The organism is Variovorax sp. HJSM1_2 (genome assembly GCF_049316285.1).
GTDB lineage: Bacteria > Pseudomonadota > Gammaproteobacteria > Burkholderiales > Burkholderiaceae_C > Rhodoferax_B.
The window spans coordinates 1-22,034 of sequence record NZ_JBMOXA010000032.1 but is presented as its reverse complement, the minus strand read 5'-3'; the positions used below and the strand labels follow the sequence as shown (position 1 = coordinate 22,034).

Annotated in this window: 23 protein-coding genes; 17 read left to right on the top strand and 6 right to left on the bottom strand. The window is 58.7% G+C overall.

Annotated elements, in window-relative coordinates; all coding sequences use genetic code 11:
• The first annotated feature begins 9 nt into the window (after positions 1-9).
• From ACFQ95_RS22910 to ACFQ95_RS22870, 9 genes are all read left to right on the top strand, one after another.
• On the top strand, positions 10-945 hold the full coding sequence (locus ACFQ95_RS22910; RefSeq protein ID WP_422834808.1) for a glycoside hydrolase family 26 protein: 936 nt from the start codon (positions 10-12) through the stop codon (positions 943-945).
• 116 nt (positions 946-1,061) lie between these two features.
• Entirely contained in the window at positions 1,062-1,526 is a 465-nt protein-coding gene (locus ACFQ95_RS22905) for a serine O-acetyltransferase (RefSeq protein WP_422834806.1), read from the top strand.
• 4 nt (positions 1,527-1,530) lie between these two features.
• Positions 1,531-2,403, top strand: coding sequence for an aldo/keto reductase (locus ACFQ95_RS22900; RefSeq protein ID WP_422834804.1), 873 nt, complete (start codon positions 1,531-1,533; stop codon positions 2,401-2,403).
• Positions 2,393-4,045 carry a GMC oxidoreductase gene (locus tag ACFQ95_RS22895; protein WP_422834803.1) on the top strand — a complete coding sequence of 551 codons (1,653 nt, stop codon included), beginning with the start codon at positions 2,393-2,395 and terminating at the stop codon, positions 4,043-4,045. The genes ACFQ95_RS22900 and ACFQ95_RS22895 overlap by 11 nt, the downstream gene beginning before the upstream one ends.
• Positions 4,042-5,280 carry a glycosyltransferase gene (locus ACFQ95_RS22890; protein ID WP_422834801.1) on the top strand — a complete coding sequence of 413 codons (1,239 nt, stop codon included), beginning with the start codon at positions 4,042-4,044 and terminating at the stop codon, positions 5,278-5,280. The genes ACFQ95_RS22895 and ACFQ95_RS22890 overlap by 4 nt, the downstream gene beginning before the upstream one ends.
• Positions 5,277-6,485: a glycosyltransferase family 4 protein gene (locus tag ACFQ95_RS22885; protein WP_422834799.1), complete on the top strand. Its 1,209-nt coding sequence runs from the start codon at positions 5,277-5,279 to the stop codon at positions 6,483-6,485. The genes ACFQ95_RS22890 and ACFQ95_RS22885 overlap by 4 nt, the downstream gene beginning before the upstream one ends.
• A gap of 23 nt (positions 6,486-6,508) precedes the next feature.
• Positions 6,509-7,618 carry a polysaccharide pyruvyl transferase family protein gene (locus ACFQ95_RS22880; RefSeq protein ID WP_422834798.1) on the top strand — a complete coding sequence of 370 codons (1,110 nt, stop codon included), beginning with the start codon at positions 6,509-6,511 and terminating at the stop codon, positions 7,616-7,618.
• Entirely contained in the window at positions 7,615-8,607 is a 993-nt protein-coding gene (locus ACFQ95_RS22875; RefSeq protein ID WP_422834796.1) for a glycosyltransferase family 2 protein, read from the top strand. The genes ACFQ95_RS22880 and ACFQ95_RS22875 overlap by 4 nt, the downstream gene beginning before the upstream one ends.
• Positions 8,607-10,088, top strand: a complete 1,482-nt coding sequence (locus ACFQ95_RS22870; protein ID WP_422834794.1) for a lipopolysaccharide biosynthesis protein — start codon at positions 8,607-8,609, stop codon at positions 10,086-10,088. Before ACFQ95_RS22875 ends, ACFQ95_RS22870 begins: the two co-directional genes overlap by 1 nt.
• Before the next feature lie 189 nt (positions 10,089-10,277).
• On the opposite strand, the gene epsE is transcribed toward ACFQ95_RS22870, so the two are convergent.
• The 4 genes from epsE to epsA form a co-directional block, all read right to left on the bottom strand.
• Entirely contained in the window at positions 10,278-11,141 is an 864-nt protein-coding gene (gene epsE, locus ACFQ95_RS22865) for a polysaccharide export protein EpsE (RefSeq protein ID WP_422834793.1), read from the bottom strand.
• The gene (gene epsL, locus ACFQ95_RS22860; RefSeq protein WP_422834792.1) at positions 11,138-12,289 is read right to left on the bottom strand and encodes an XrtB/PEP-CTERM-associated polysaccharide biosynthesis outer membrane protein EpsL; all 1,152 of its coding nucleotides are present in this window, start codon (positions 12,287-12,289) and stop codon (positions 11,138-11,140) included. The genes epsE and epsL overlap by 4 nt, the downstream gene beginning before the upstream one ends.
• Before the next feature lie 162 nt (positions 12,290-12,451).
• Positions 12,452-13,834, bottom strand: a complete 1,383-nt coding sequence (locus ACFQ95_RS22855) for an undecaprenyl-phosphate glucose phosphotransferase (RefSeq protein ID WP_422834854.1) — start codon at positions 13,832-13,834, stop codon at positions 12,452-12,454.
• Positions 13,835-13,868: 34 nt separating this feature from the next.
• Positions 13,869-14,666 carry an XrtB/PEP-CTERM-associated transcriptional regulator EpsA gene (gene epsA, locus ACFQ95_RS22850; RefSeq protein WP_422834791.1) on the bottom strand — a complete coding sequence of 266 codons (798 nt, stop codon included), beginning with the start codon at positions 14,664-14,666 and terminating at the stop codon, positions 13,869-13,871.
• 565 nt (positions 14,667-15,231) lie between these two features.
• Between epsA and ACFQ95_RS22845 the strand changes: the two genes are divergently transcribed.
• Together ACFQ95_RS22845 and ACFQ95_RS22840 are read left to right on the top strand one after the other, a co-directional pair.
• Complete coding sequence (locus tag ACFQ95_RS22845; protein WP_422834789.1) at positions 15,232-15,879, top strand: DUF47 domain-containing protein; 648 nt, start codon at positions 15,232-15,234, stop codon at positions 15,877-15,879.
• Between the two features lie 17 nt (positions 15,880-15,896).
• Positions 15,897-16,907, top strand: a complete 1,011-nt coding sequence (locus ACFQ95_RS22840; protein WP_422834787.1) for an inorganic phosphate transporter — start codon at positions 15,897-15,899, stop codon at positions 16,905-16,907.
• Positions 16,908-16,927: 20 nt separating this feature from the next.
• Here the strand turns inward: ACFQ95_RS22840 and ACFQ95_RS22835 are convergent, their stop codons facing one another.
• Positions 16,928-17,383: a hypothetical protein gene (locus ACFQ95_RS22835; protein ID WP_422834785.1), complete on the bottom strand. Its 456-nt coding sequence runs from the start codon at positions 17,381-17,383 to the stop codon at positions 16,928-16,930.
• 19 nt (positions 17,384-17,402) lie between these two features.
• Positions 17,403-17,924 (bottom strand): GNAT family N-acetyltransferase, encoded by a 522-nt coding sequence (locus ACFQ95_RS22830; protein ID WP_422834783.1) that lies wholly within the window; start codon positions 17,922-17,924, stop codon positions 17,403-17,405.
• Between the two features lie 158 nt (positions 17,925-18,082).
• Between ACFQ95_RS22830 and rpsP the strand changes: the two genes are divergently transcribed.
• The 6 genes from rpsP to ACFQ95_RS22800 all read left to right on the top strand — a co-directional run.
• Positions 18,083-18,349: a 30S ribosomal protein S16 gene (rpsP, locus tag ACFQ95_RS22825; RefSeq protein ID WP_422834781.1), complete on the top strand. Its 267-nt coding sequence runs from the start codon at positions 18,083-18,085 to the stop codon at positions 18,347-18,349.
• Between the two features lie 62 nt (positions 18,350-18,411).
• The gene (gene rimM / locus ACFQ95_RS22820; protein ID WP_422834779.1) at positions 18,412-18,996 is read left to right on the top strand and encodes a ribosome maturation factor RimM; all 585 of its coding nucleotides are present in this window, start codon (positions 18,412-18,414) and stop codon (positions 18,994-18,996) included.
• 12 nt (positions 18,997-19,008) lie between these two features.
• Positions 19,009-19,758 carry a tRNA (guanosine(37)-N1)-methyltransferase TrmD gene (trmD, locus tag ACFQ95_RS22815; protein WP_422834777.1) on the top strand — a complete coding sequence of 250 codons (750 nt, stop codon included), beginning with the start codon at positions 19,009-19,011 and terminating at the stop codon, positions 19,756-19,758.
• A 172-nt stretch (positions 19,759-19,930) separates the two neighbouring features.
• A complete protein-coding gene (gene rplS, locus ACFQ95_RS22810) occupies positions 19,931-20,323 on the top strand; it encodes a 50S ribosomal protein L19 (protein WP_422834775.1) in 393 nt (130 codons plus the stop codon).
• A gap of 129 nt (positions 20,324-20,452) precedes the next feature.
• Positions 20,453-21,217: a CoA pyrophosphatase gene (locus ACFQ95_RS22805; RefSeq protein ID WP_422834773.1), complete on the top strand. Its 765-nt coding sequence runs from the start codon at positions 20,453-20,455 to the stop codon at positions 21,215-21,217.
• Positions 21,218-21,268: 51 nt separating this feature from the next.
• A partial coding sequence (locus ACFQ95_RS22800; protein ID WP_422834771.1) for a cobalamin biosynthesis protein occupies positions 21,269-22,034 on the top strand: 766 nt, incomplete at its 3' end.

Below are 22,034 nucleotides of genomic sequence, written 5' to 3'. Positions count from 1 at the left end.
TGAGGGCTTATGCATAAATACCGTGTTTCTTTTCTAGCTTGCCTGCTGCTGGCCGGTAGCGCTGGCGCGATGCCTGCTGCTCCTCTGGGCATGTACCTTGGGCCCGGTTGTGTCGGTGTGAAAAGGGTTGAGAGCTTCGGAAAATGGCTAGGCCGCAAGCCCGAGCGAGCGTCGGATTTCTTTAGCGACCACTCCTGGCTGGAAATGGCCAAGGCTGCAGAGCGAAGTACACGTTGCTGGACACCAACCGGCTTTGCGATGTCATTTGCCTTGCCCATGCTGCCGCGTGACAAGTCGTCTACGTTGGCTCGCGGGGCCGCTGGAGAATACGACCAGCACTTCGTGAAAATCGCAGAAATCCTGGTGCGTAATGGCCAGGCGAATGCAGTGGTGCGTGTGGGATGGGAGTTCAATAACACTTGGTTTGTATGGCGGGCTGACACAGATCCCGTGGCATGGGTGGCTTACTGGCGGCGTATCGTGACCGCCATGCGGTCGGTGGCAGGAGCGAACTTCAAATTCGACTGGTGCACAGCCTGGAGCGAAGGAAAAATTGCGCCAACCGAGGTCTACCCGGGAGATGCCTATGTCGACATCATCGGCATGGACGTCTACAACACCTCGTGGAATCCTCGCACGCCTCAGGAGCGTTGGCTTCTCAAGCTGAACGCACCCTATGGACTGAAGTGGCAGAAAGAGTTCGCTGCCGCACGCGGCAAACCAGTGTCATTCCCAGAATGGGGCACAGGCACTAGACCGGATGGGCGGGGTGGTGGCGACGATCCGTACTACGTCAGGAAAATGGCGGAGTGGATTGCGTCTTCAAACGTCGCTTATCACAACTACTGGGATTTTCCGGCCCCAGATTTCAATGCAATCCTGTCCGATGGCAGTAAGCCAGAGGCAGCAGCAGCGTTTCTTGAAACCTTTGGGGGGCCGCGTTGATGACTGGTTTTTGGGATGCCACACAAGCCGATTTGCTGCGCATGAAAGGGCGCACGAGCAAGGGACAAGTGGTTTTGGCTGCACTCACAAGACGCTGCTATCGCCCATTGTTCACCATGCGCCTGTGCCAGGCCTTGGATGGCTCGACCACATGGCGCTGGGCTTTGCCTATTGCGGTGTTGGTGCACCGTGCGGCACGCCACTTCGCTGGCTTGGACCTGCCCTGGAGTACGCGCATTGCGCCAGGTTTCCGAATCGATCATGGCTGGGGCTTGGTGCTCAACGCGGGCTCGGTGATTGGCAGCAACGTCACCATGTTCCACGGGGTCACACTCGGCCAACGTGACCGCGTAGCGCCCGACGGCACGCGTGTGACGGGCACGCCGCTTGTCGAAGACGAAGTATGGATTGGCCCACACGCGGTGATCGTGGGCGGTATTACCGTCGGACGCGGCAGCCGTATTGCGGCGGGCGCATTTGTCACCCAAGACGTACCACCCGCCAGCCTGGTGATCGGCAATCCGGCACAGATCGTGCGAACCGGTATGCCGCCCGACGTTGAAAACCCCTGGAGGCCCTAGCCCCATGCGTGTGACTTTTACCGGAACTGATGTCGCCACCTCGGCGATGGCGTTGGGTTGCGCGCGCCTGGGTTCTGCGTTGACACCGCTTGGGCGCCGGGAGTGTATTGCCTTGGTGGAGCAGGCGTTTGAACTTGGCATTCGCCACTTCGATACCGCCAGTGTTTACGGTCAGGGCGACAGCGAAAGATACATTGGTGAAGCCTTGGCGGCTCACCGTGGCGATGTCTGTCTGGCCAGTAAAGCCGGGCAGCGGCTTTCTGGCAAACAGATGCTGCTGTCGCAATTCAAAACACCTATCCGTTGGCTGGCTGCGCGGCGTGCCAAGGTGCGTGCAAGTGTGTCGGCTCACCGTGCGCAAGGTGTGCCGCGGTGTTTTGAAGTCGATTATGTGGAGCGTTCATTAGAGGCTAGCTTGAAGCGTCTCAACACCGGCTATCTGGACCTTTTCTATCTGCACAGTCCCGACCTGGAAGTACTCTCTGATGATGTGTTGATGGGACGCATGCAGGTGCTGGGGCAGCGTGGCCTGTTTCGCGCCTTTGGGGTGTCTTGCGACGAGATTGATGTGGCCTGGGCGGCGGCCCAACACGAAGCGGTGCAAGCGGTGCAGTTTGCGTTTGACCATTCCAGGGAACATCGCGCCTTGCTGGACACCTTGTCGGCTAACGGCAAGAGCGCAGTGTTGCGCGGGTTTGTGCATGGCGCAGCAGATGGTCAAGCCCCGGGCAGTGCCCTGAGTACCAGCTTTGCGCAGACCTTGCGCTTGCCCGCTGTGCGTGGGCTCATTGTGGGGACCACCAAGCTGCAGCATCTGCGGCAAAACGTGGCGGCGTTCGCGCGCGCGCTAGAAGACGGGGCACTGCATGATTCTTGATGCACTCAACGCGGAGGCCACGAAGGCGCTGCGCACCACCATCTGTATTGTGGGGGCGGGGGCGGCGGGCATTACCTTGGCTTGCGAACTCGATGCTACGGGCGTGCAAGTGCTGCTCGTGGATGCGGGGGCAATACATGCCAGCAAAGAGATTTCGCAAGACCCTTATGAGGGCTCCAGCGAAGGCGCGCATGCCACGCCGCGTTTTTTTCGTCGGCGTGGTTTTGGCGGCACCACAGCCATCTGGGGCGGGCGCTGTGTGCCCTACGACCCTATCGATTTTGAGGCGCGTGATTTTGTGCAGGGCAGCGGCTGGCCCATTGCTTACGAAGAGGTTGCGCGGCACTACCCCAAAGCCATGGCGTATTGCGATGCTGGCGCGTTTGAGTTCAATGCCAAAACGGCCTTCACCAAACCAGGTGACACCATTCCAGGGATGACTTCGGCCGATGGCATTCAAACCGATGGCATAGAGCGTTACAGCCTGCCCACACATTTTGGTAAACGTTATGGCGCTCAGCTCGCCGCTTCGGGCAACGTGTCGGTGTTGGGCCCTGCACAGGTGACGCGATTGGTGCGTGATGCGGCGAGTGGCCACATCGCCGCCATCGAATGTTGTGCAGAAGAGGGCGGGGCAGCGTTTCGTATCGAAGCCAGGCATTTTGTGTTGGCAACCGGCGGCATCGAAACAGCGCGCCTGTTGCTGGCTTCCGACGTTGGCAACACACACGATAACGTGGGACGTTATTACACCTGTCACATCGAAAACTTCGTCGGCACGTTACGGCCTCGTCGTCCGGGGGCGGCATTCCATTTTGAGAAAACCCACGACGGTGTGTATGGCCGACGCAAGCTGACCTTTGACCCGCAACTGCAGAGGCAAGAGCGTCTGCTCAACACTTCGTTTCGGCTGCACTACCCCAACGTGGCCGATGCCTCGCATGGCAGTGCGGTGTTGTCTGCTGTGTACCTCGCCAGACGTACCTTGATCCCCGAATACCGGCGCATTCTGCAGTACGGCGTGGGTGAAGCCGTGCGCACCTCTTCTGCGTGGGCCCATGCGCGCAACGTGGCGACCGGCCTGCCCCAGTTGGCTGGTTTTGGTGTGGACTGGACGCGTCGACGTATTCTGGCCAAGCGCAAACTGCCTTATGTACTGGTGCCCAATGCCGATGGCAGCTTCGTGCTGGAGTTCAATGCCGAGCAAACACCTTTGCGGCAAAGCCGCATCACGCTCAGCGATCAAAAAGACGGCTACGGTGTGCCGCGTGTGCACGTGGCGTGGAAGTTGGCCGATGACGACATCGAAAGCCTGTGTCGCGGCTACCGGCGCCTGCGCCAGAGTTTGCAGGAGGAGGGCGCCGCGGTGCTGGATTTCAACGACGCGGCGCTGCGAGAAACCATTGCGGCTTCTGTGCCGTTGGGAGGGCACCATATTGGCACCACCCGCATGGCCTCATCTCCTGCATTGGGCGTGGTTGACCGCCATTCGGCGGTATTCGATGCACCCAATTTATTTATTGCAAGCTCCAGTGTCTTCCCCACTTCGAGCCATGCCAATCCAACCCTCACCATCGTGGCCATGGCCATACGTTTGGCAGAGCATTTGCGCAACTCGGTAGCGCAGGAGAACAAGGTATGAGAGGACTCTGGATCACCAGGGCATTGCCCTTTCCGCTGGACACCGGTGATCGTATCTACAGCGCCCGCTTGATTCGCGCCGTGGCTGATGCCGGTGCCGATTTGACGGTGGTGGGCTTTGCTCCCACCCCAGCGAGTGCTGTACCTGAAGACTGGCCCGTGCAGTGGCGCCTGGTCGAGGGCGAGCCGCACGGCACAGCACGTGCGTTGCTCCACACCATGCCCCTGGTGGCCGCAGCCCATGCCACGCGAGGTTATCGCAGCCTGGTGCACGAACTCGCGCGGGAGCCGTGGGACTTCGTGGTGTTCGACCAATACGGCACTGGCTGGGCCATGCCCGAATTTCGCAGCCACAGAATCAGCGGCCAGGCCCCGGTGCTGGTGCATGTGGCACATGACCACGAAGCCTCGGTTTACGAGTCATTGGTTCGTGGTTTCCAGGGTTCCTTCTTTAGGCGTGCCGGGCTTTGGCAGAACTGGCTTAAAACGCGCGCGTTGGAGCGCCACATTGCGCGTACCGTCGACCTGGTCACCGCGATCACCAACGAGGACGCCAAGTTGTTTGCCGCTGATGCGCCGCGTACCGGCAGCGTGGTGCTTACGCCCGGTTATCTAGGCGCTGTTTCGCAGCGCAGCAGCATTGGCCCCGAGGTGCCACGCAACGTGATCATGGTGGGTAACTACAAGTGGGTGGCCAAATCAGAGAACCTGCGGCAGTTTGTGGCGGCTGCAGATGCTGCTTTTCACGCAGCCGGCATTACCTTGCATGTGATCGGCGCCATGACCGAGGCGCTTGCCAACGAGTTGCGCCAGAGCACGCGCGCCACGGTACTGCATGGTTTTGTGGACGATGTTGCGCCGCATTTTGCAAATGCGCGGATTGCCGTGGTGCCCGAGGAAATTGGTGGTGGCTTCAAACTCAAGTTTCTGGATTACTTTTTCGCACGCGTGGCGGTCGCCAGTTTGACCCATGCGACTGCCGGCCTGCCCGGCGAGATTCGTGATGCCATGATTTGCAGCCCCAACATAGCCGATTTGGTACGCGATATCGTGGCCCATATCGACAACACCGAAAAGCTCTCAAACCTGCAGGCCGCAGCATTGACGGCCGCACAATCGCGTTACCGCTGGGAGGATCGCGGCCGTGATCTGCTGGAGGCTATCAGTCGTCTCTCCAATGCCCCCGCCGGCCAAACAACAACGCGCTTGCCAGTAGTTGAACGGGCCCTGTCATGAGCCTGCATAAGGACGGCCGCCGTTGGTTGTTTGTCGATGCGATTCCGCATTTCGGCGGGCACGAGGTCATGCTGCTGCGCTGGTTGGAGCAGTTGCTCCAGGGAAAAGATGTGGAGCCGCGTCTGTTGGCGCGCGCAGGAAGCCGACTGCAGCAGCTCGCGCCGCAACAAACACTTTCCTTCGAGCCGTTTCCGCCTGAGATTCAGTCGGGCCGGCTGCGCGGGTTGCGCAACATCTGGCAGGAACTGAAGACTCTGCGCCGAGCGCTAAGCCTTGAGAAGCCCGAGTGTGTGGTTTTTGCCTCGGGTGCGTTGGGCTACCAGATGCTGATGGTCACCGTGGCGCGGGTGCTGGGTGCGCGTGTGCTGGTGTATGTTCCGCTGCTTGATACCTTTGAAGCCATGGGCTACCGGGGTGGCCGCATCAAGGATCTTTTTGTGCGCTGGGTTTATGGGCGTGTGCCTAGTGGCTGGGTGGCGATATCCGAGAACCACGCCGAGCATTTTCGGCGCTGGGCGCGCCCGACCGGGCCTGTATTTGTGCTGCAAAACACGGTGGCACCGGCCATTGAGGCCGCGCCACGGTTGGCACCTCGGCCACTGAACGATGGTGACCGCCTGCGCGTGTTGGTGCTGGGCCGACTGGATGCCAAGCACAAAGGGCTGGACTGGTTGCTGGACTATCTGGACGCTGCGCCGGCGGAGGTGCAAGCCCAATTGCTGGTGTGTATGACGGGCGAGGGGCCCTTCCGCGCCACGGTAGAGGCGCGCCTGCAAGTGAACCCGGCCTTGGCCAGCTGTTTGACTCTGGGCGACTGGATGCCGGCTGAGCAAGCGTTGGCGGGCAACGATGTTTTGTTGATGACTTCGCGGTTTGAGGGGGTGCCCTTGGTCATGCTGGAAGCCATGGCCTTGGGTGTCCCTGTCGTGGGCTCCGACCTACCTGGCATTCGGGCCTACATACCAAGTCAGTGTTTGTTTGCGGTAGGCGACATTGATTCTGCCGTGCAAATATTAATCTCGTTACGCAGCCAGGCTCGCCGGCAGGTGTTGGCAGACGAGGGCCGTACCAGCTATGAGGCTTCAGCCTCGAGTGCGGCGTTTGCCAAAGCGGTGGCGCAGCTGGTGGTGGATGTTCGTGCCACTTTCAGAATCTCCACAACCCAAGTGGCTAAAGCCGTGACCATGGGTACATCGAAGCCCTAACCGTACTCAAAGGAAAAAAATAAATGTTAAGCCCTTTGCCAAATGTCGCTCCTGCCATCAAGGCACGTGTTGTGCCCAACCCCTCGGTAACCGTTTCCTCATCCGCGGATGCCATTGCAGCGCATAGAGTGGTCATGCAGAAACTAAGTGCTGAGCTGAATCGAATTGGCGATTTCATTCCCAGTGGATCTGCAATCGCCTATCTTGATTTTCCGGTTTACTTCAATGTCGGGGACCAGTTGATCAACTTGGGTACAGAAGTGTTCTTCAAGCGAATGGCCTACGATGTTCGTTTACGGATGTCGATGTTTGATCTATGCGATTTGGATTGGCAGCGACCAGAGCGTACCAAGCTGAAAGAGCTTGCGAGGCAGCGGCTCGCTGGGCTAGATAAGAACGTCATCCTTGTATTTCAGGGCGGGGGGAATTTTGGTGACATTTACCCTGAGTTCCAGATGATGCGAAAGGCGGTTGTAGCTGCGTTTCCTGATCGTCGTATCGTGGTACTTCCGCAGAGCTTGCATTTCTCTTCTCTCGAACAGGAGAAGTCAAACATCGAACAGCTTTCCAAGCATCCAGATCTTCATGTTTGTGTGCGTGACGTGGAATCTCAAAATACTCTGAGCAAGTACAGTGGCATTTCGAGTGCGCTACTCCCTGACATGGCGCATGCCTTGTGGGACACGGCGGGATGGCCGGCCCAAAATAAGGGCGGTAAAGGAACCTTGGTCATGGAGCGTACCGACTCCGAATCTACGGGCTTGGCAATGGCAGAAGGAATGTCTACGCGCCTTGATTGGCCGACGATCGTGACTTCGGTTGACAAGCTTGTGTTTCGTTTTGTTCGAAAAGCAATGGTGGCGAATGTTGATCGCAGCTACAGCGTGCCGCTGTTAGTTTGGTACAAGTTGCGAGATCGATTGGCGAAACGCGCCATTGGCATTTTTGGCTCTCATGATCGTGTGATCACCGACCGTTTGCATGGCATGATTTTGTCGACACTCCTGGCAAGGCCGGTGCAATTTTCGGATAACTCGTATGGAAAACTGTCTCGCTACGTAGGCGTTTGGTTGAAGGACAGCCCGTTGGTTAATCCCATCGTTCGTGAAGAAACGACGAAAAGTTCGGTATGAAAAATACTGAATCTGCCCCTAAAGTGACGGTGTTGATTCCGGTTTATAACGCCGAGCGTTACTTGCTGGAAACCCTGCAGAGTGTCTCGGCACAGACATTTCAGGACATCGAGATTTTGGTGATTGACGATGGTTCCAAGGACAACTCGCCGCAAATGTTGGCGGACTACGCTTTGACCGATCCACGCCTGCGCGTGGTGCGCCAGGCCAACGCTGGTATCTCGGCAGCGCTGAATGCCGGTATTGCGGCAGCACGCGGCGAATACATCGTGCGCATGGATGCCGACGACATCATGTTGCCTGAAAGGATTGCCGCGCAAGTCAGCTTTCTGCAAGTCCGCACTGAGCTGGGCTTTTGTGCCTGTGGCATGGAGATGATTGACAAGAATGGACGCGTGTTCGCTCAATACACGGGGCGACCGGGAACGGTTTCTGAGCTTGAGGCCATGATGGCCGATCAGTTGCCCATAGTGTTTACGCACCCCACTGTCACTTACCGTGCGTCCGCGGTGAAGGCAGTAGGTGGCTACAACAAACTGTATGAGCCTTGCGAAGACATGGAGTTATTTGGTCGGCTGATTGCCGCAGGCTTCCCAGGCATTGTGTTGCCAGCTGTGTTGATGCGGTACCGCGTGCATGGCGCAAGTATTTCAGGGTCCAAGGTTGCGCATCAGGTACGTACGCAAGACTTTGTGCGCGCCTCTTTCTACGCACTGCGTCAGGGGTTGCCAGTGCTTGAGCGCAGTGCTTACGAGCAGAAGCTCGAGAGAGCACCGGTATTGGAGCGTCTGCGTGAAGAGGCGCACCTCCGCTCGGACGTGCTGCAGCGTTCAGCGCTATACCACAAGGCAGAAGGACGGCGATTTCAAAGCATTGCAAGTTTGATCGGTGCGGCAGCGTACCGGCCGTGGCCAGCGGTGCGCGGTGTATGGCGACGTCTGACGGGCACAGACAAGGCTGCTCAGCCATCGCTCGCGAGTGAGGTTTGATGGCGTCACCTGCTGGGGCAAATCGAGAGGTCGCTGCGCGCGCGTTGGTCTGGACTCTGTTAGAGAGCTTTGGGTTGTCGGGCTTGTCCGTCGTCACGCTGGTGGTGTTGTCCAGGTACCTGGGCCCTGAAGAATTTGGTGTAGCCAGCGTGGCGCTGGCGATTGTTCAGATGCTGGTGGTTTTGGTGGAGCGCTTGTTTCACGACCCGTTGATTCAGCGCCCAGCGCTCGGGCCCAAAGATGCAGCCAGTGCCTTTACCGCCACGCTGGGTCTTGGCGTTTTCCTGACGGTGGCGGTGTGGTTTACCGCACCGACCTGGGGCAGGATGGTGGGCAAGCCGGAAATGACGCCGATTCTGCAGTGGATGTCGATCAGCATTTTGGGTGCAGCGTTGGCAAGTGTGCTTACTGCTTTGCACCGCCGGGAAATGGTGTTTCACGCTCTGGCAGTGCGTTCGCTTGCGGCGCGGAGTTCCGCTGCGGTCATTGCAATTGTGATGGTGGTGGCGGGCTTTGGGGTGTGGAGCTTGGTGGCACAGCAGGTGTTGACGTTTACGCTGAGTGCCGCCGCGCTTTGGTGGTTAAGTGCGGTGGCGCGGCCCAAGTTTGGTTGGAATAGCGCAGCGGTAAAAGACTTGCTCAAGGTGGGTATTCCAACTACCTTGCAGCAGTTCATTTGGATTGCAAACTCGCGGGTATTCTTAGTGTTTGCCGGGGCCCAGTTAAGCGCCTCCGCAGTGGGCCAGATTGCGTTGGCGTTTCGCGTCGTGGACATGATGCGCGACATGTTGGCTCAAGCGGTTTCGCAGTTGGCGCTGCCACTGTTTGCTCGCGTGGAGAGGGATGGTGGGGATCGCAGCTCGGTCTTCATCAAAGCGGTGGCCATGACGTCGGTTTCCATGTTTCCGGTGTTTGCTTGTCTGGCGCTAATGGCGCCCGAAGTGGTGGAAGTGGCGTTTGGGGCGAGGTGGATTCCTGCTGCGCCTTACGTGAGCCTCTTGGCTGTGTTGACCGTGCATTTTTTCCCGCGCATGTTTGTGACGCCACTGTTGAGTGCGCTGGGACGGCCATCGTCCATCATGGTCGGATCACTGTCGCAAACAGTCTTCATGGTGGCTATGTTTACAGTCGCGGCTACCAACCCCTCGCCAGCGTTGGTCATGGCGGTATGGGCCGGACGGCTGCTGATCAGTACGCCTATTGACATGTGGTTTTTGAAAAAGCTGTCGGGAATTGGCTATGTGGACCAATGGCGTGGCGCCTTTGTGCCGGCGCTGGCCTGTGCCGTGGCCGCAGCCGGGGTTCTGGGCCTGCAGTGGCTGTGGACGCCGCCGGCATCGGCTTGGTTGCGTTTGCTGATCGCTGTGCCGTTAGGTGCGCTGCTATATGTGGCTGCCGTGCAGGTGCTGAAGCCAGCCTTGTTGCGTGAGTTGCTGGGCATGGTGCGCATGGCGCTGGCGCGCAAGAAAAAGAGCCAGTAACCGGCCTTTTCTGTAGACGCTGAAACAGGCGCTGCGCAGCTTGCCATCTGCACACGAGCGCCTGTGTTGCTTGTGTGGATCGGGCTTTGAATGTCGCTGCGTGAGGGGTTTGAGTGCCGGCAGGGCTGGTGCCTCGTTGGCGACTTAAGACTGGGCAAAAAGGGCGGCCGCTGTGGCCGCCCTTTACTTTTAGAACAAGCTTTCGCGCACGTAGATCACGTCGTTCGGCTGCAGTGGCTCTGTCAGTTCGGGGCTGAATTTCTGAGTCACCCCCTTGGCATCCTTGCGATAGAGCTGTAGGCGTGATTCGGTGCCGCGGTTGGTCGTACCTCCGCCGGTGGCAAGGCCTTGCATGACGGTCATGCCCCGCTCAATCCGGTACGGGCCGTTACGTTGTGCTTCACCATAGATATAGAAGACGGGGGCGCGGTGCACATATAGCGTGTCTCCTGGGGCGACCGGAACGTCTTCTGTCGAGTTGGCGTCCAGAAACAAGGCTGGGATGTCAATGGTTTTGCGGAAGGGGTTGCCGTCGCGCACGCCGCTCAAGATGACGGTGTCGTCGCCGCTGCCGGTGGCGCCACCAGCCAGCGCCAGGGCGTCGCTGACGCGAAGCTTGGCCGTGTCGAGCGCAAAGCGGCCTGGGCGATTGACCTGCCCCAGCACCGAGAACTGGCTGCCGCGTACTTGCAGTAGCGTGATGTTGACCTGGGGCTGTTTGAGAAAGCCTCCGGTACGCAGTGCATCAGCCAGTTTTTTCTCGGCTGCCGGAATGCTCAGACCACCCAGCGCAATGGTACCGACCAACGGGTAGGTGACGATGCCGTTTTCAGCAATGCGGGTCTCGACCGTGAGGTCTGGGTTTTGAAACACCTGCACGCGGATGGTGTCGCCCAGGGAGAGCTGGTAGTCCTGTGCCGTGGCTGCTTTGGCCATCAGCAGTGAAAGCACGAAGAAGATGGCAACCAGAAAACGGGATGGATTAGTGAATGGCATACGCGTTGGATGTCCGTAGTGGGCTAAGGGTGACAGGGTGTGCTGGTGAACAGTCAAAACGTGATCTGACCTGAGACTGTTGCGCCGTGGGCTTTGTAGTCGTACCCAGTGGTGTTGCTCTGGTTGTTGATATTTTGCAAGGACAGACTCAGCGCCATGGTAGGCCGAGGACGCCAATCCAGGCCGAGCTGTATGGCGTCCAGCTTGTCGTGCCGTTCGAAGGCGGGCGCGCGGCCGGGCAGGGCACCGCCGAACTTTTCATTGCTTCTGGTGTACGTGGCCCGCAGACTGGTGTGGGCCGTGAGTTGCCAAGATGGCGTCAGGCTGAAGTTGTCCCGGTTGACGTAGCTGCTGGTGTCGGTTTGGTACGGGGCGATGCTGCGGCCCAGCGTCGTGGCAATGTTCAGTTTTCCGGTGGGCGCCCAGTTGAACGTGATGTCGCCAACCGGGCCACTGTAGTTTCGAACGCTTAGCAGCGGATGCGTGCGCTCGATGTGCGCTAGTCGCGCTTGCAAACTGGACTTGCCGGTCAGCGGCAACGAGGCGCGGAGCTCATGCAAACGCTCGTCGTAATGGCGCGGCAGCACCGATTGAATGGTTTGCACGCGGTTCAAGTAGTCGCCTTCTGCATTGCGCATGCGGTAGCTGAACGTGCTGCCCGAGGGGTAAATGTAGCGAAGTCCGAGTGAGTAATTGTGTGCCCGGTCGTCGCCCTCTTGCGCCACGGGCAGTTCGTTGCTGCGGCTGGATTGTTCTACCCCGGCCAGCAGGCGCCAAGCCGCGCCCAGGTTGCCTTCTGCATCGAATAACGTGGTCTTGGTGGTGCGGACGTTGCGCTCTCGTGAGTCGCGGTAGTCGGCGAAGTTGTTCAGCCCTTGTTCTTGGGTGGTCGACAGTTTGCCGTGCAGCCAGGGGGTGGCGCTCCAGTCCCAAATGGCAGCGTAGTTCACCGCGTTGAAGCTCAAATAGCTGTAGGTCTTGTATTGGTAGTCCACAAGACTTCCATTGAGGCGAAAGCGCTGCAAGGAGTAACTTTTGTCTATGGACATCAGAACAGACCCGGTATCGATTCTTTCGCTTTCGAGTTGGTTACCCGGCGTGCCAGATTGGATCGCCGCCGAGGACAGGCGAAACACATTGCTATCGGTTCGCACCGAGTACCTGGCCGTGAGATTCAGCGTGTCTTCCGCATCAGCCCGGGCCATGGAAACATGCAGCAATGGCAAAAGAGCTGTGGCCAGGGGGCCTAAAACCAGCCGCGAACGCATGCGCTTATGACGCAATCGATGGCACCAGCGTGCAAGCGGACATGGCCTCTAGTGATGAGGCACTGCGTTCCGTATCAAACACTTCGTCTGCACACTGCATCAAAACGCCTTGCTGTCGTTGAACACCACTTTCACGGTGCGGAAAATAATGTAGAGGTCCAGGCGCAACGTCCAGTTGCGCAGGTAGTCCAGGTCGTACTCGATGCGGTGGCGCATGTGGACCAGATCGTCGCCACCACGGTAGCCGTTGACTTGGGCCCAGCCGGTGATGCCGGGTTTGACCTTGTGGCGCACCATGTAGCCCGAAATGAGTTTGCGGTACTGCTCGTTCACGGCGATGGCATGCGGGCGTGGGCCCACAATGCTCATCTTGCCTTCGAGCACGTTGATGAACTGCGGCAGTTCGTCTAGCGATGTTTTGCGTATGAACGCCCCAACGCGGGTCACACGTGCATCATTGCGGGTGACTTGGGTGTAGGTGCTCTTACCGTCTTCGGTCACGGTCATGGAGCGGAACTTGTAGACCAGGATTTCTTTGCCATCGAGCCCGTAGCGGCGCTGCTTGAAGATGACGGGGCCGGGCGAGGTGAACTTGATGGCGGCCGCCACTGCCAGCAGCACCGGCGACACCAGCAGCAGAATCAGCGACGACAGGACGATGTCGCTCAGGCGTTTGGCCGCGCCATTGGTGCCGCGGAACGGGGTCTCGCAAACAGCAATTACCGGCATGCCGCAGACCGAGCCGCTGCGACCCTGTATCAGGTCGGTGACAAACATGTCGGGCACGAAATAGATCGAGGCGGTGGTGTCTTTGAGGTCGTCGAGCACCTGCAGGATGCGTGGCTGCGAGGCCATTGGCAGCGACAAGTAGATTTGCTGAATGCCGTGTTCTTTGGCAAAGGCGGGCAGGGCTTTGAGTTTGTCTATGAGCGCAAAGCCAGGTGGTGCGTTGAGCCGGTGCAGTTCGCGGTCGTCAAAAAAACCGGTGAGTTCGATTCGAGAATAGGGTGTTTCACGAATTCGCCGTGCCAAGGCAATGCCTTGGGTATTCATGCCCACAATCACCGCACGGCGTGGCGGACCTTGCAGTGCAATCACAGCCGGTGCCGCTAGGCGCAATGCGCGGTGTGCGGCGATTTGTGAGGCCGGCGCGACCCACAGCCAGGCGAGCACAGCATTGGTTGAAAACTCGTTGATGTAGCGGGTGACGATGCCCGTGACCAACACCAGTGCAGCCACTACTATCCAGTTGATGAGCGTTTGGCCGACCAGCTTGGTGAAAGATGACTGGAGATGCGAAGTACCTGGGAAAGTCATTGCGAAGACAATGACGGACAGGATCAAGTACGCAGGCGGCACCGTTTTTTCATAAAAAATTGCCACTGCCCACAAAGAGAGCACCAGCATGCCCGGGTCGATTAACGACTCTATCATGCTCAGCAACGTGTCTCTGCCGACGCTTCCAGCTCCGGTTCGGTTCATTTCCAGAGGCGAACCGGCGCTTTGCAAAGTTTGGCTATCCATTGAGTGTGCTGTCCTTGAATCTGGAAACGGCCTGGGCCCGGTTGTAGACATCCAGCTTCTTGAAGATCCGCTGCATGTGGTTCTTCACAGTGAAGGCACTAATCTCAAGAATCGTGCCAATTTCACCGTTGGTTTTGCCTTGACGCACCCAGCGCATGATCTGGCGCTCTCGTTCCGACATCGGTGCAACACCTGAGCGTGCGGCCGCGCTGGCGGCGAGTGCCGCCGGCTGACTGTCAGGGATGTCTGCCGGGGTATGCATCACCTGGCGCAATGCGTTGTCAATGTAGGGCAAGAGGACACCGAGCGCATAACGACTACTGGGCGGCAGCGGTTGTTTGCTGAAAATGGCGTAGATGCAATCGTATTGGCCGCGATGGTCGGTAATGCCGTGCACCACACTCGCCTGCATCTGTTGCAGAGCTCTGCCCAGAGGCGAGCCTGCATATCCTTCGGGGAGATCAAACCCTTTGCTTCCGACCTGTATGGCATACGGGACTTTTTGTCCGGTTTGCCAGCGCTTGAACATGTCGCTCATCAAAGGCGCTGCAGCACGCACGTTGATGTCGTCTGTGCGTATGCCCGTCAGCGGCGAAACAATGTCGATGTGTAATGCACCGCTTTGAAAATCGCCCCAGGCCGCGACCAGAATGTCATGCGGAAGAAAGCGCTGCAAGCCACCACCTAGCCACATGAAGAGGTCAAAGTGTGAGTGGATGTCCGGCACCTGTCCCGCCACTTGGAAGAAGTGACTCTGATCGTCCTCTGAGAAGCTGGTCAGAAATGACATATAGGCTTTTAGGTTTTATCTTGCTGTGTTCGTCGAAGCGGATCGTTGTCTTGGGGAAGTCAAGATCTCCGCTTCTCGGAAGCGTTAAATAGTTGTGAATATCGGTGAGTAGTTACCCTTGTATGTTGCAATCAATTGATGACGCGCACTTACTTGGGCGGGTTTTTTTAGTAAGTGAACGCAACGACTCGACGGTTATGCCCAACATGAAGCGCCAATTCGTTCAAATTGGTGCCAGATGACCGACACAATTAGAGAGCTTTGTTGCGCTTGCAGGAACCGTACCGGGTGGGGCTGGCCATTTCGCGGTGATCCAAGAGGGGTTGAGCGCAAAAAAGGCGATCCATGGACCAACTTGCTTCGTACATCTTGTAATGAATGTGCGGCATCGTCGGCCGGGGATGCCGTGGCCTTGAGTCGCAAAAAACCAACGTTTTGATCGTTGTCGCCTAACGCTGGGCTTTTGGGGTGCGCCGACGGGTAAATTGCCGCCGGTTAAACTTCCGGGGTTTGTCATGTAAACGTCACATTCTGGCGTTCATCCCCCATCCTGAGGAGTTACGCCATGTTTTTTGGCAAGTTGTTGCCGCGCGAAGGCAATTTTTTCGAAATGTTCAATCAGCACGCCGACCGTATCGTCGAGGCGGCGCATGCGTTTGCCAAGCTGGTGGGGAACTATGCGGATCTGGATGCGCGGGCCAAGTACAACGCCGAAGTCGACCGGGCCGAGGGGGCTGCGGACCGCATCACGCACGAAGTCAACCGTGCCTTGCACAAGACCTTCATCACACCTATCGATCGCGAGCAAATCCACTCGCTGATCAACACCATGGACGATGTGGCCGATCTGATCCAGGATTCGGCCGAGACCATGGCGCTGTACGACGTGCACCATATGACCGACGAAATGGTGCGCCTCACCGAGTTGAGTGTGAAGTGCTGCGAGCGTCTGAAGGACGCCATCTACATGCTGGAGCGCATTGCCGACCCGGCCACGGCCGAGGCTGCGCTGAAGACCTGTGAGGAGATTGACCGCCTTGAGTCGGATGCTGACCGTGTGATGCGTGCGGCCATGAGCAAGTTGTTCCGTGAGCAACCCGATGTGCGTGAATTGATCAAGCTCAAGGCGATCTATGAACTGTTGGAGACCATCACCGACAAGTGTGAAGACGTGGCGAACCTGATCGAGGGCATCGTCCTCGAAAACTCCTGATCACGCGGGGCTAGGGTATGGCAACCGCGCAAGTGGCCCTGTGGGCCGTGATTTTGTTGGTCGTGTTGGCGCTGGTGTTCGATTTCATGAACGGGTTTCATGATGCGGCGAACTCCATCGCAACCGTGGTTTCTACCGGTGTGCTGCGCCCTGGGCAGGCCGTGGTGTTTGCCGCTTTCTTTAACTTGCTGGCGCTATTCGTTTTCCATCTGAGTGTGGCGGCCACGGTGGGCAAGGGCATTGCCGATGCCAACGTGATTGACATTCATGTGGTGTTCGGCGCGTTGACGGGTGCCATCACCTGGAACCTGATCACCTGGTACTACGGCATTCCCAGCAGTTCATCCCACGCGCTGATCGGTGGCATCGTGGGCGCCGTGATCTCCAAGGCGGGTACGGGTGCGCTGGTGGCCTCGGGTATATGGCGTACCGTGTTGTTCATTTTTGTGTCGCCAGTGCTGGGCTTTTTGCTTGGTTCACTGATGATGGTCCTGGTGGCCTGGATCTGCCGGCGCTCCACGCCGTCCAGGGTGGACCGTTGGTTCCGTCGGCTGCAACTGGTGTCTGCGGGTGCTTACAGCCTGGGCCACGGCGGCAACGACGCCCAAAAAACCATAGGCATCATCTGGATGTTGTTGATCGCCACGGGTTACGCCTCGTCCTCTGATGCGGCGCCGCCCACCTGGACGATTGTCTCGTGTTATGCGGCCATCGCCGGTGGCACCATGTTTGGTGGCTGGCGCATTGTGCGCACCATGGGGCAGAAGATCACCAAGCTCAAGCCGGTGGGTGGTTTTTGTGCCGAGACCGGTGGCGCCATCACCTTGTTCCTGGCGACGGTGCTGGGTATTCCGGTATCGACCACACACACCATCACCGGCGCTATTGTGGGTGTGGGCTCGACCCAGCGTGCCAGTGCTGTGCGTTGGGGGGTAGCGGGCAATATCGTCTGGGCCTGGATACTGACGATCCCGGCATCCGCCTTTGTGGCAGCGATTGGTTACTGGATCAGCCTGCAAATCTTTTGATGACGGCGTGCCAGCCAGAATCAAGAATCTGGCTGGCTGATCTTTTGCGCTTCTTCTATCTGATACTCAAAGTAGCGTTGAAAGCTGAAGGCCAGGCTGGCCATCAACACACCCGCGCCTATCAACAGTGAGCAAGCCAGGGCGCCGACTGTGAGCCAATTGGTTTGGCCGCTGGCCGCATCTGGGCCAAGCTCGGGGTTGAACCGCGCATTCCACTTCTCGGGTGTCATCAAACCATAGACGATGGCCGTAAGGGCTCCGATGGCGACCATTAGCCCGAGCAGGGGAATCAGCAGCCAGCTCAGGTGGTCGTCCAGGCCCAGGGTTTGGGCGCGGCGCACGCCGTAGACGCCGAGTGCCGTGGGAATGGGGCTGAGCCAGCCCCAGATGTCACCCAATCCATGCAGATAAAAGCGCTGCAAGCCCAGTGGTTGGCCCAGGATTGACAGCCAGGCCGCCAGAGTTTTGTTTTTCATGCGGGGTTGGCTTGCTGTGTTAAACCGGGGCGGTAGTATTGCCCGCGCCTATGAATTTCTCCATCAGCACGATGTCCAGCCAGCGATCGAATTTCCAGCCGCAAGACTCGAAAACGCCCACTTGTTTGAAGCCTGCCGCGCGGTGCACACCAATCGAGCCGGCATTGGCGGAGTCGCCAATCACGGCGATCAGTTTGCGCACCCCGGCGCGTTCCGCCTGGGCCGCGAGTTCTGTCAGCAACAGGCGGCCAAGGCCTTTGCCGCCTTGGTCTGCTGCTACATAAATAGAATCTTCGGCGGAGAAGCGGTAGGCCGGGCGCGGCTTGAACCAGTTGCAGTAGGCAAAGCCGACGATACGGCCCTGGTCTTCGGCCACGATGTAAGGAAGCCCTTTGGACAAAACGTCGGCGCGGCGTTCGCCCATGGCCTGGGTATCTGGCGGCGTGGTCTCAAAAGAGCCGGTTCCGTGGAGAACGTGATGGGCATAAATGGCCGTGATGGCAGCGACGTCGTCTTCTCGACTAGGGCGTATGAGTGGCATGTCTTGGTTGTTGCTGGAGAAAAAGGTATAATGATGGGCTTTTCGGCGTGTCGCTGGTCGGGTGGTCAGTCGCGTGTCTCAACGCTGGAATAAAACGTCGGTTCTCAAGACCGATATTGTCGGCTGAATTTGTATTCAGTCCTCCCAAAGGATAAATCATGGTCGTTATTCGACTCTCCCGTGGCGGTTCCAAGGCACGTCCCTTCTTCAACATCGTGGTGACTGACAAGCGTACCCGTCGCGATGGCCGTTTCATCGAGCGCGTGGGTTTCTACAACCCATTGGCTCGCGGTGGCGAAGAAAGCATCCGTATTGAACAAGACCGTTTGACCTACTGGCGTGGTGTTGGCGCCCAAGCGTCCCCCACCGTGGAACGCCTGGTTCAACAAGCCGCTAAGAAGGCTGCTGCTCCCGCAGCCGTTTAAGGCCTTTTCAAGACCTTGAAAGCTCGTCGCCATTGGCGGCGGGCTTTTTTTCATTGGAACTTATGAATCTCATTTTGGAAGCGGCCGAGCTGCCTGAAGACGCCATAGAAGTGGGGCGTATTGCCGACGCCTGGGGCATCAAGGGCTGGTTCAAGGTGCTGCCCTACAGCGCCGACCCGGAAGCGCTTTTTTCGTCCAAGCGGTGGTACCTGCTGCCCGCAGAAAAGGGCGCCAAGACGTTTTCTGGCACTTTGCTGATGAAGGTGCGCGAAGCCAAGGACCACTCCGGCACCGTGGTTGCCACTGCCCAAGATGTAGACGATCGCAATGCCGCCGAAGCACTGCGCGGTGCGCGCATTTTCATTTCGCGCCAAAGCTTCCCTAGCGTGGGGGCGGACGAGTTTTACTGGGTTGACCTGATTGGCCTGGACGTGGTGAACCGTGAAGGTGTGAACCTGGGCCAGGTGGCCGAACTGATGTCGACCGGCCCGCAAACCGTGCTGGTGATCCGCTCGCAAGGGGTGGACGACAAAGGTCAGCCGAAAACGCTGGAATGCATGATCCCGTTTGTTGCCAACTTTGTCGACGGTGTTGAGTTGGCGGCGCGCCGTATCAACGTCGACTGGTTGCCCGATTATTCGGTTTGATCGTGGCTGGCCATGCGATTTGACGTCATCACCCTGTTTCCTGAGCTGTTTGCGCCATTCCTGGAAACAGGTGTGACCCGGCGCGCCTATACATCCGGGCTGGTGCAGGTGCATTTGTGGAATCCGCGCGATTTCGCCGAAGGCAATTACCGCCGTATCGACGATCGCTCGTTTGGCGGCGGCCCGGGCATGGTGATGATGGCCGAGCCACTGGCTTTGTGTTTGCACAAAATTCGGGCAGAGCGTGCGGATGCCGAGCCTGCGCCGGTTGTTCTGTTTTCGCCGCTGGGCCCGGCGCTGAACCATTCGGCCGTCGCGCACTGGTCTGACAGCGCTGGCGCCGTGCTTTTATGTGGCCGTTACGAGGGTGTGGACCAGCGGTTTGTCGACGCTCACGTAACGCATCAAATCAGCCTGGGTGACTTTGTATTGTCCGGCGGCGAGATTGCGGCCATGGCGCTGCTGGATGCGGTGGCCCGGCTGCAGCCTGGTGTGCTGAACGACGAGGGCAGCCATCAACTCGACAGCTTCAACCCGGCGCTGGATGGTCTGCTCGACTGTCCGCATTACACCCGCCCCGAAGTATGGGCCGAGCGTACGGTGCCGGATGTGTTGATGTCCGGCCACCACCTGAAGATTGAGCGTTGGCGCCGTGATCAACGCCTGGCCATCACGGCCAAGCATCGCCCTGATTTGATAACCGCAGCACGCACTGCGGGACGGCTGGACAAGCTGGATGAGAAGGTCCTGCGCGAGCTGTAGCGCGGTTCAGTACATTGTTTGCCTTGAGGCGGTCTAAACTGTTATACTCAAAGGCTTTTCGATCCTCTGCCCGGCCGTTTTTTGGTCACTTGATTGGCACCAACGGAGCAAATCAAGTCCACAGAACTTTGTGTCATCCCGACAGCGCGGACACGATCATTGAAGGAAATTCATGAACCTGATTCAAACTCTTGAGCAAGAAGAAATTGCTCGCCTCGGCAAAGACATTCCTGAATTCGCCCCCGGTGACACCGTCATCGTGAGCGTGAAGGTGGTTGAAGGTGCCCGCAAGCGTCTGCAAGCCTACGAAGGTGTTGTGATCGCCAAGCGTAACCGTGGCCTGAACAGCGGTTTCACCGTGCGCAAGATCTCCAGCGGCGAAGGCGTGGAACGTACGTTCCAAACCTACAGCCCATTGATCGCTGCCATCGAAGTGAAGCGTCGTGGCGATGTGCGCCGCGCCAAGCTGTACTACCTGCGCGACCGTAGCGGCCGCTCGGCACGTATCAAGGAAAAGCTGCCACAGCGCGCCGCCAAGGTGGCTGCTGTTACCACCGCAGCATAAGCACTCGCAAGCCGTGCAAAACAAGCCGCCACAGCGAAAGCATGTGGCGGCTTTTTTCATGGGCGCGCGCTTCTGGAGCCGTGCCCGTTGGCTCGCCAGTGCCGAGTTTTCATCGCTGAGCCTGTTGCCTTGAATCCATCCGACAAACCATTGCCAGCGGCGTCCACGCCGTTGTCGAAACTGCCAAATTTCGATCCACGCCATGCGCCCTTGCTGGGCAATGACGCGGGTTTGCCGGCGATTGCGCTCGAGCAACTCTTGCCGTCAGCGTTGCGCGCGCGATTTCAGGCAAAGCCTGTGTGGCAGCCCGAGGTGTGGCTGGAAAAGCGCTTTGCCGACCGTCTGCCCATGCAGGCGGCGGTGCTGATCCCTATCGTGGCGCACCCGCCGGAGCAGGGTGGGGTGACGGTGCTGCTGACCGAGCGTGCCAGTCATCTGTCGACGCACTCCGGCCAGATCGCCTTCCCGGGGGGCAAGGTTGATGCCGACGACGCCAGCGTCATCGATGCGGCCAAGCGTGAAGCTTGGGAAGAGGTGGGGCTGGAAGACGGGTTTATTGAAGTGCTGGGCACGCTGCCCGAGTACGTGACCGGCACGTCGTTTCACATCACGCCCGTGGTGGCGCTGGTGCGACCCGGCTTTGTGCTGCGGCCAAATCCGGATGAAGTGGCGGCGGCTTTTGAAGTGCCATTGGCCTTTTTGATGAACCCGGCGCACCACCAGCGCCACGCCTTTGATTGGCAAACACCAACCGGCCCGGAACGCCGCGAATGGTTTTCCATGCCCTACCAGGATGGTGCGGACGAGCGATTTGTCTGGGGTGCCACGGCGGGAATGTTGCGCAACTTCTACAGATTCCTGTCCGTGCCGTTGATGCTGCCCGCAGGGCGTTGATAGGCGCCTGATCCGACGTGTTGCCCTGCAGTGCCTCGTTATGATGCACGCATGAGTTTCTTTGCCATTCTCTTTGCTCTTTTGATTGAACAGGTGCGCCCTTTGGCGCGTGATAACGCGGTGCACATGGCGCTGCGCGCATGGGTCGGCACCATGGCCCGCAACTTCGACGCTGGCCGCCCCGCACATGGCTGGGTGGTGTGGTCACTGGCGGTGCTGGTGCCCACGGCAGCCGTGCTGGGCATGCACTGGGCCCTGCTGTGGACGCTGGGCTGGCCGGCCGCCATTATCTGGAACGTGGTGGTGCTCTACGCTACACTCGGTTTTCGCCAGTTCAGCCACCACTTCACCAGCATCCGTGATGCACTGGAAGCGGGTGATGAAATCCAGGCCCGCCAGCTCCTGGCGCAATGGCAGCGGGTCGATGGCAGTGCGCTGCCGCGCAGTGAAGTCGTGCGCCACGTGATCGAGTATTCGGTGCTGGCCGCCCATCGCCACGTGTTTGGCGTGTTGTGCTGGACCCTGGTGCTGGCCGCCGTGGGGCTGGGGCCGGCGGGCGCGGTGTTCTACCGCTTGAGCGAATTTGCCTCGCGCTACTGGCAGGCCAACAACCCGTTTGCCCAGCAGGATTCCAGTCCCGCCGTGCGCGGTGCTGCAGCCAGTGCCTGGATGCTGATCGATTGGGTGCCGGCGCGTGTCACGGCGCTGGGTTTCGCGGTGATGGGCAGCTTTGAAGACGCCATCGACAGCTGGCGCAACTATGCCGAACACTTTCCGAACGACAACGACGGCGTGATTCTCGCCGCCACTTCCGGCG

Excerpts from the sequence above, each read along its gene's own strand:
- ACFQ95_RS22910 (WP_422834808.1), top strand. The coding sequence starts at position 10 with ATGCATAAATACCGTGTTTCTTTTCTAGCTTGCCTGCTGCTGGCCGGT.
- ACFQ95_RS22905 (WP_422834806.1), top strand. The coding sequence starts at position 1,062 with ATGCGCCTGTGCCAGGCCTTGGATGGCTCGACCACATGGCGCTGGGCT.
- ACFQ95_RS22900 (WP_422834804.1), top strand. The coding sequence starts at position 1,531 with ATGCGTGTGACTTTTACCGGAACTGATGTCGCCACCTCGGCGATGGCG.
- ACFQ95_RS22895 (WP_422834803.1), top strand. The coding sequence starts at position 2,393 with ATGATTCTTGATGCACTCAACGCGGAGGCCACGAAGGCGCTGCGCACC.
- ACFQ95_RS22890 (WP_422834801.1), top strand. The coding sequence starts at position 4,042 with ATGAGAGGACTCTGGATCACCAGGGCATTGCCCTTTCCGCTGGACACC.
- ACFQ95_RS22885 (WP_422834799.1), top strand. The coding sequence starts at position 5,277 with ATGAGCCTGCATAAGGACGGCCGCCGTTGGTTGTTTGTCGATGCGATT.
- ACFQ95_RS22880 (WP_422834798.1), top strand. The coding sequence starts at position 6,509 with ATGTTAAGCCCTTTGCCAAATGTCGCTCCTGCCATCAAGGCACGTGTT.
- ACFQ95_RS22875 (WP_422834796.1), top strand. The coding sequence starts at position 7,615 with ATGAAAAATACTGAATCTGCCCCTAAAGTGACGGTGTTGATTCCGGTT.
- ACFQ95_RS22870 (WP_422834794.1), top strand. The coding sequence starts at position 8,607 with ATGGCGTCACCTGCTGGGGCAAATCGAGAGGTCGCTGCGCGCGCGTTG.
- epsL (WP_422834792.1), bottom strand. The coding sequence starts at position 12,289 with ATGGCCCGGGCTGATGCGGAAGACACGCTGAATCTCACGGCCAGGTAC.
- ACFQ95_RS22855 (WP_422834854.1), bottom strand. The coding sequence starts at position 13,834 with ATGAACCGAACCGGAGCTGGAAGCGTCGGCAGAGACACGTTGCTGAGC.
- epsA (WP_422834791.1), bottom strand. The coding sequence starts at position 14,666 with ATGTCATTTCTGACCAGCTTCTCAGAGGACGATCAGAGTCACTTCTTC.
- ACFQ95_RS22845 (WP_422834789.1), top strand. The coding sequence starts at position 15,232 with ATGTTTTTTGGCAAGTTGTTGCCGCGCGAAGGCAATTTTTTCGAAATG.
- ACFQ95_RS22840 (WP_422834787.1), top strand. The coding sequence starts at position 15,897 with ATGGCAACCGCGCAAGTGGCCCTGTGGGCCGTGATTTTGTTGGTCGTG.
- ACFQ95_RS22835 (WP_422834785.1), bottom strand. The coding sequence starts at position 17,383 with ATGAAAAACAAAACTCTGGCGGCCTGGCTGTCAATCCTGGGCCAACCA.
- ACFQ95_RS22830 (WP_422834783.1), bottom strand. The coding sequence starts at position 17,924 with ATGCCACTCATACGCCCTAGTCGAGAAGACGACGTCGCTGCCATCACG.
- rpsP (WP_422834781.1), top strand. The coding sequence starts at position 18,083 with ATGGTCGTTATTCGACTCTCCCGTGGCGGTTCCAAGGCACGTCCCTTC.
- rimM (WP_422834779.1), top strand. The coding sequence starts at position 18,412 with ATGAATCTCATTTTGGAAGCGGCCGAGCTGCCTGAAGACGCCATAGAA.
- trmD (WP_422834777.1), top strand. The coding sequence starts at position 19,009 with ATGCGATTTGACGTCATCACCCTGTTTCCTGAGCTGTTTGCGCCATTC.
- rplS (WP_422834775.1), top strand. The coding sequence starts at position 19,931 with ATGAACCTGATTCAAACTCTTGAGCAAGAAGAAATTGCTCGCCTCGGC.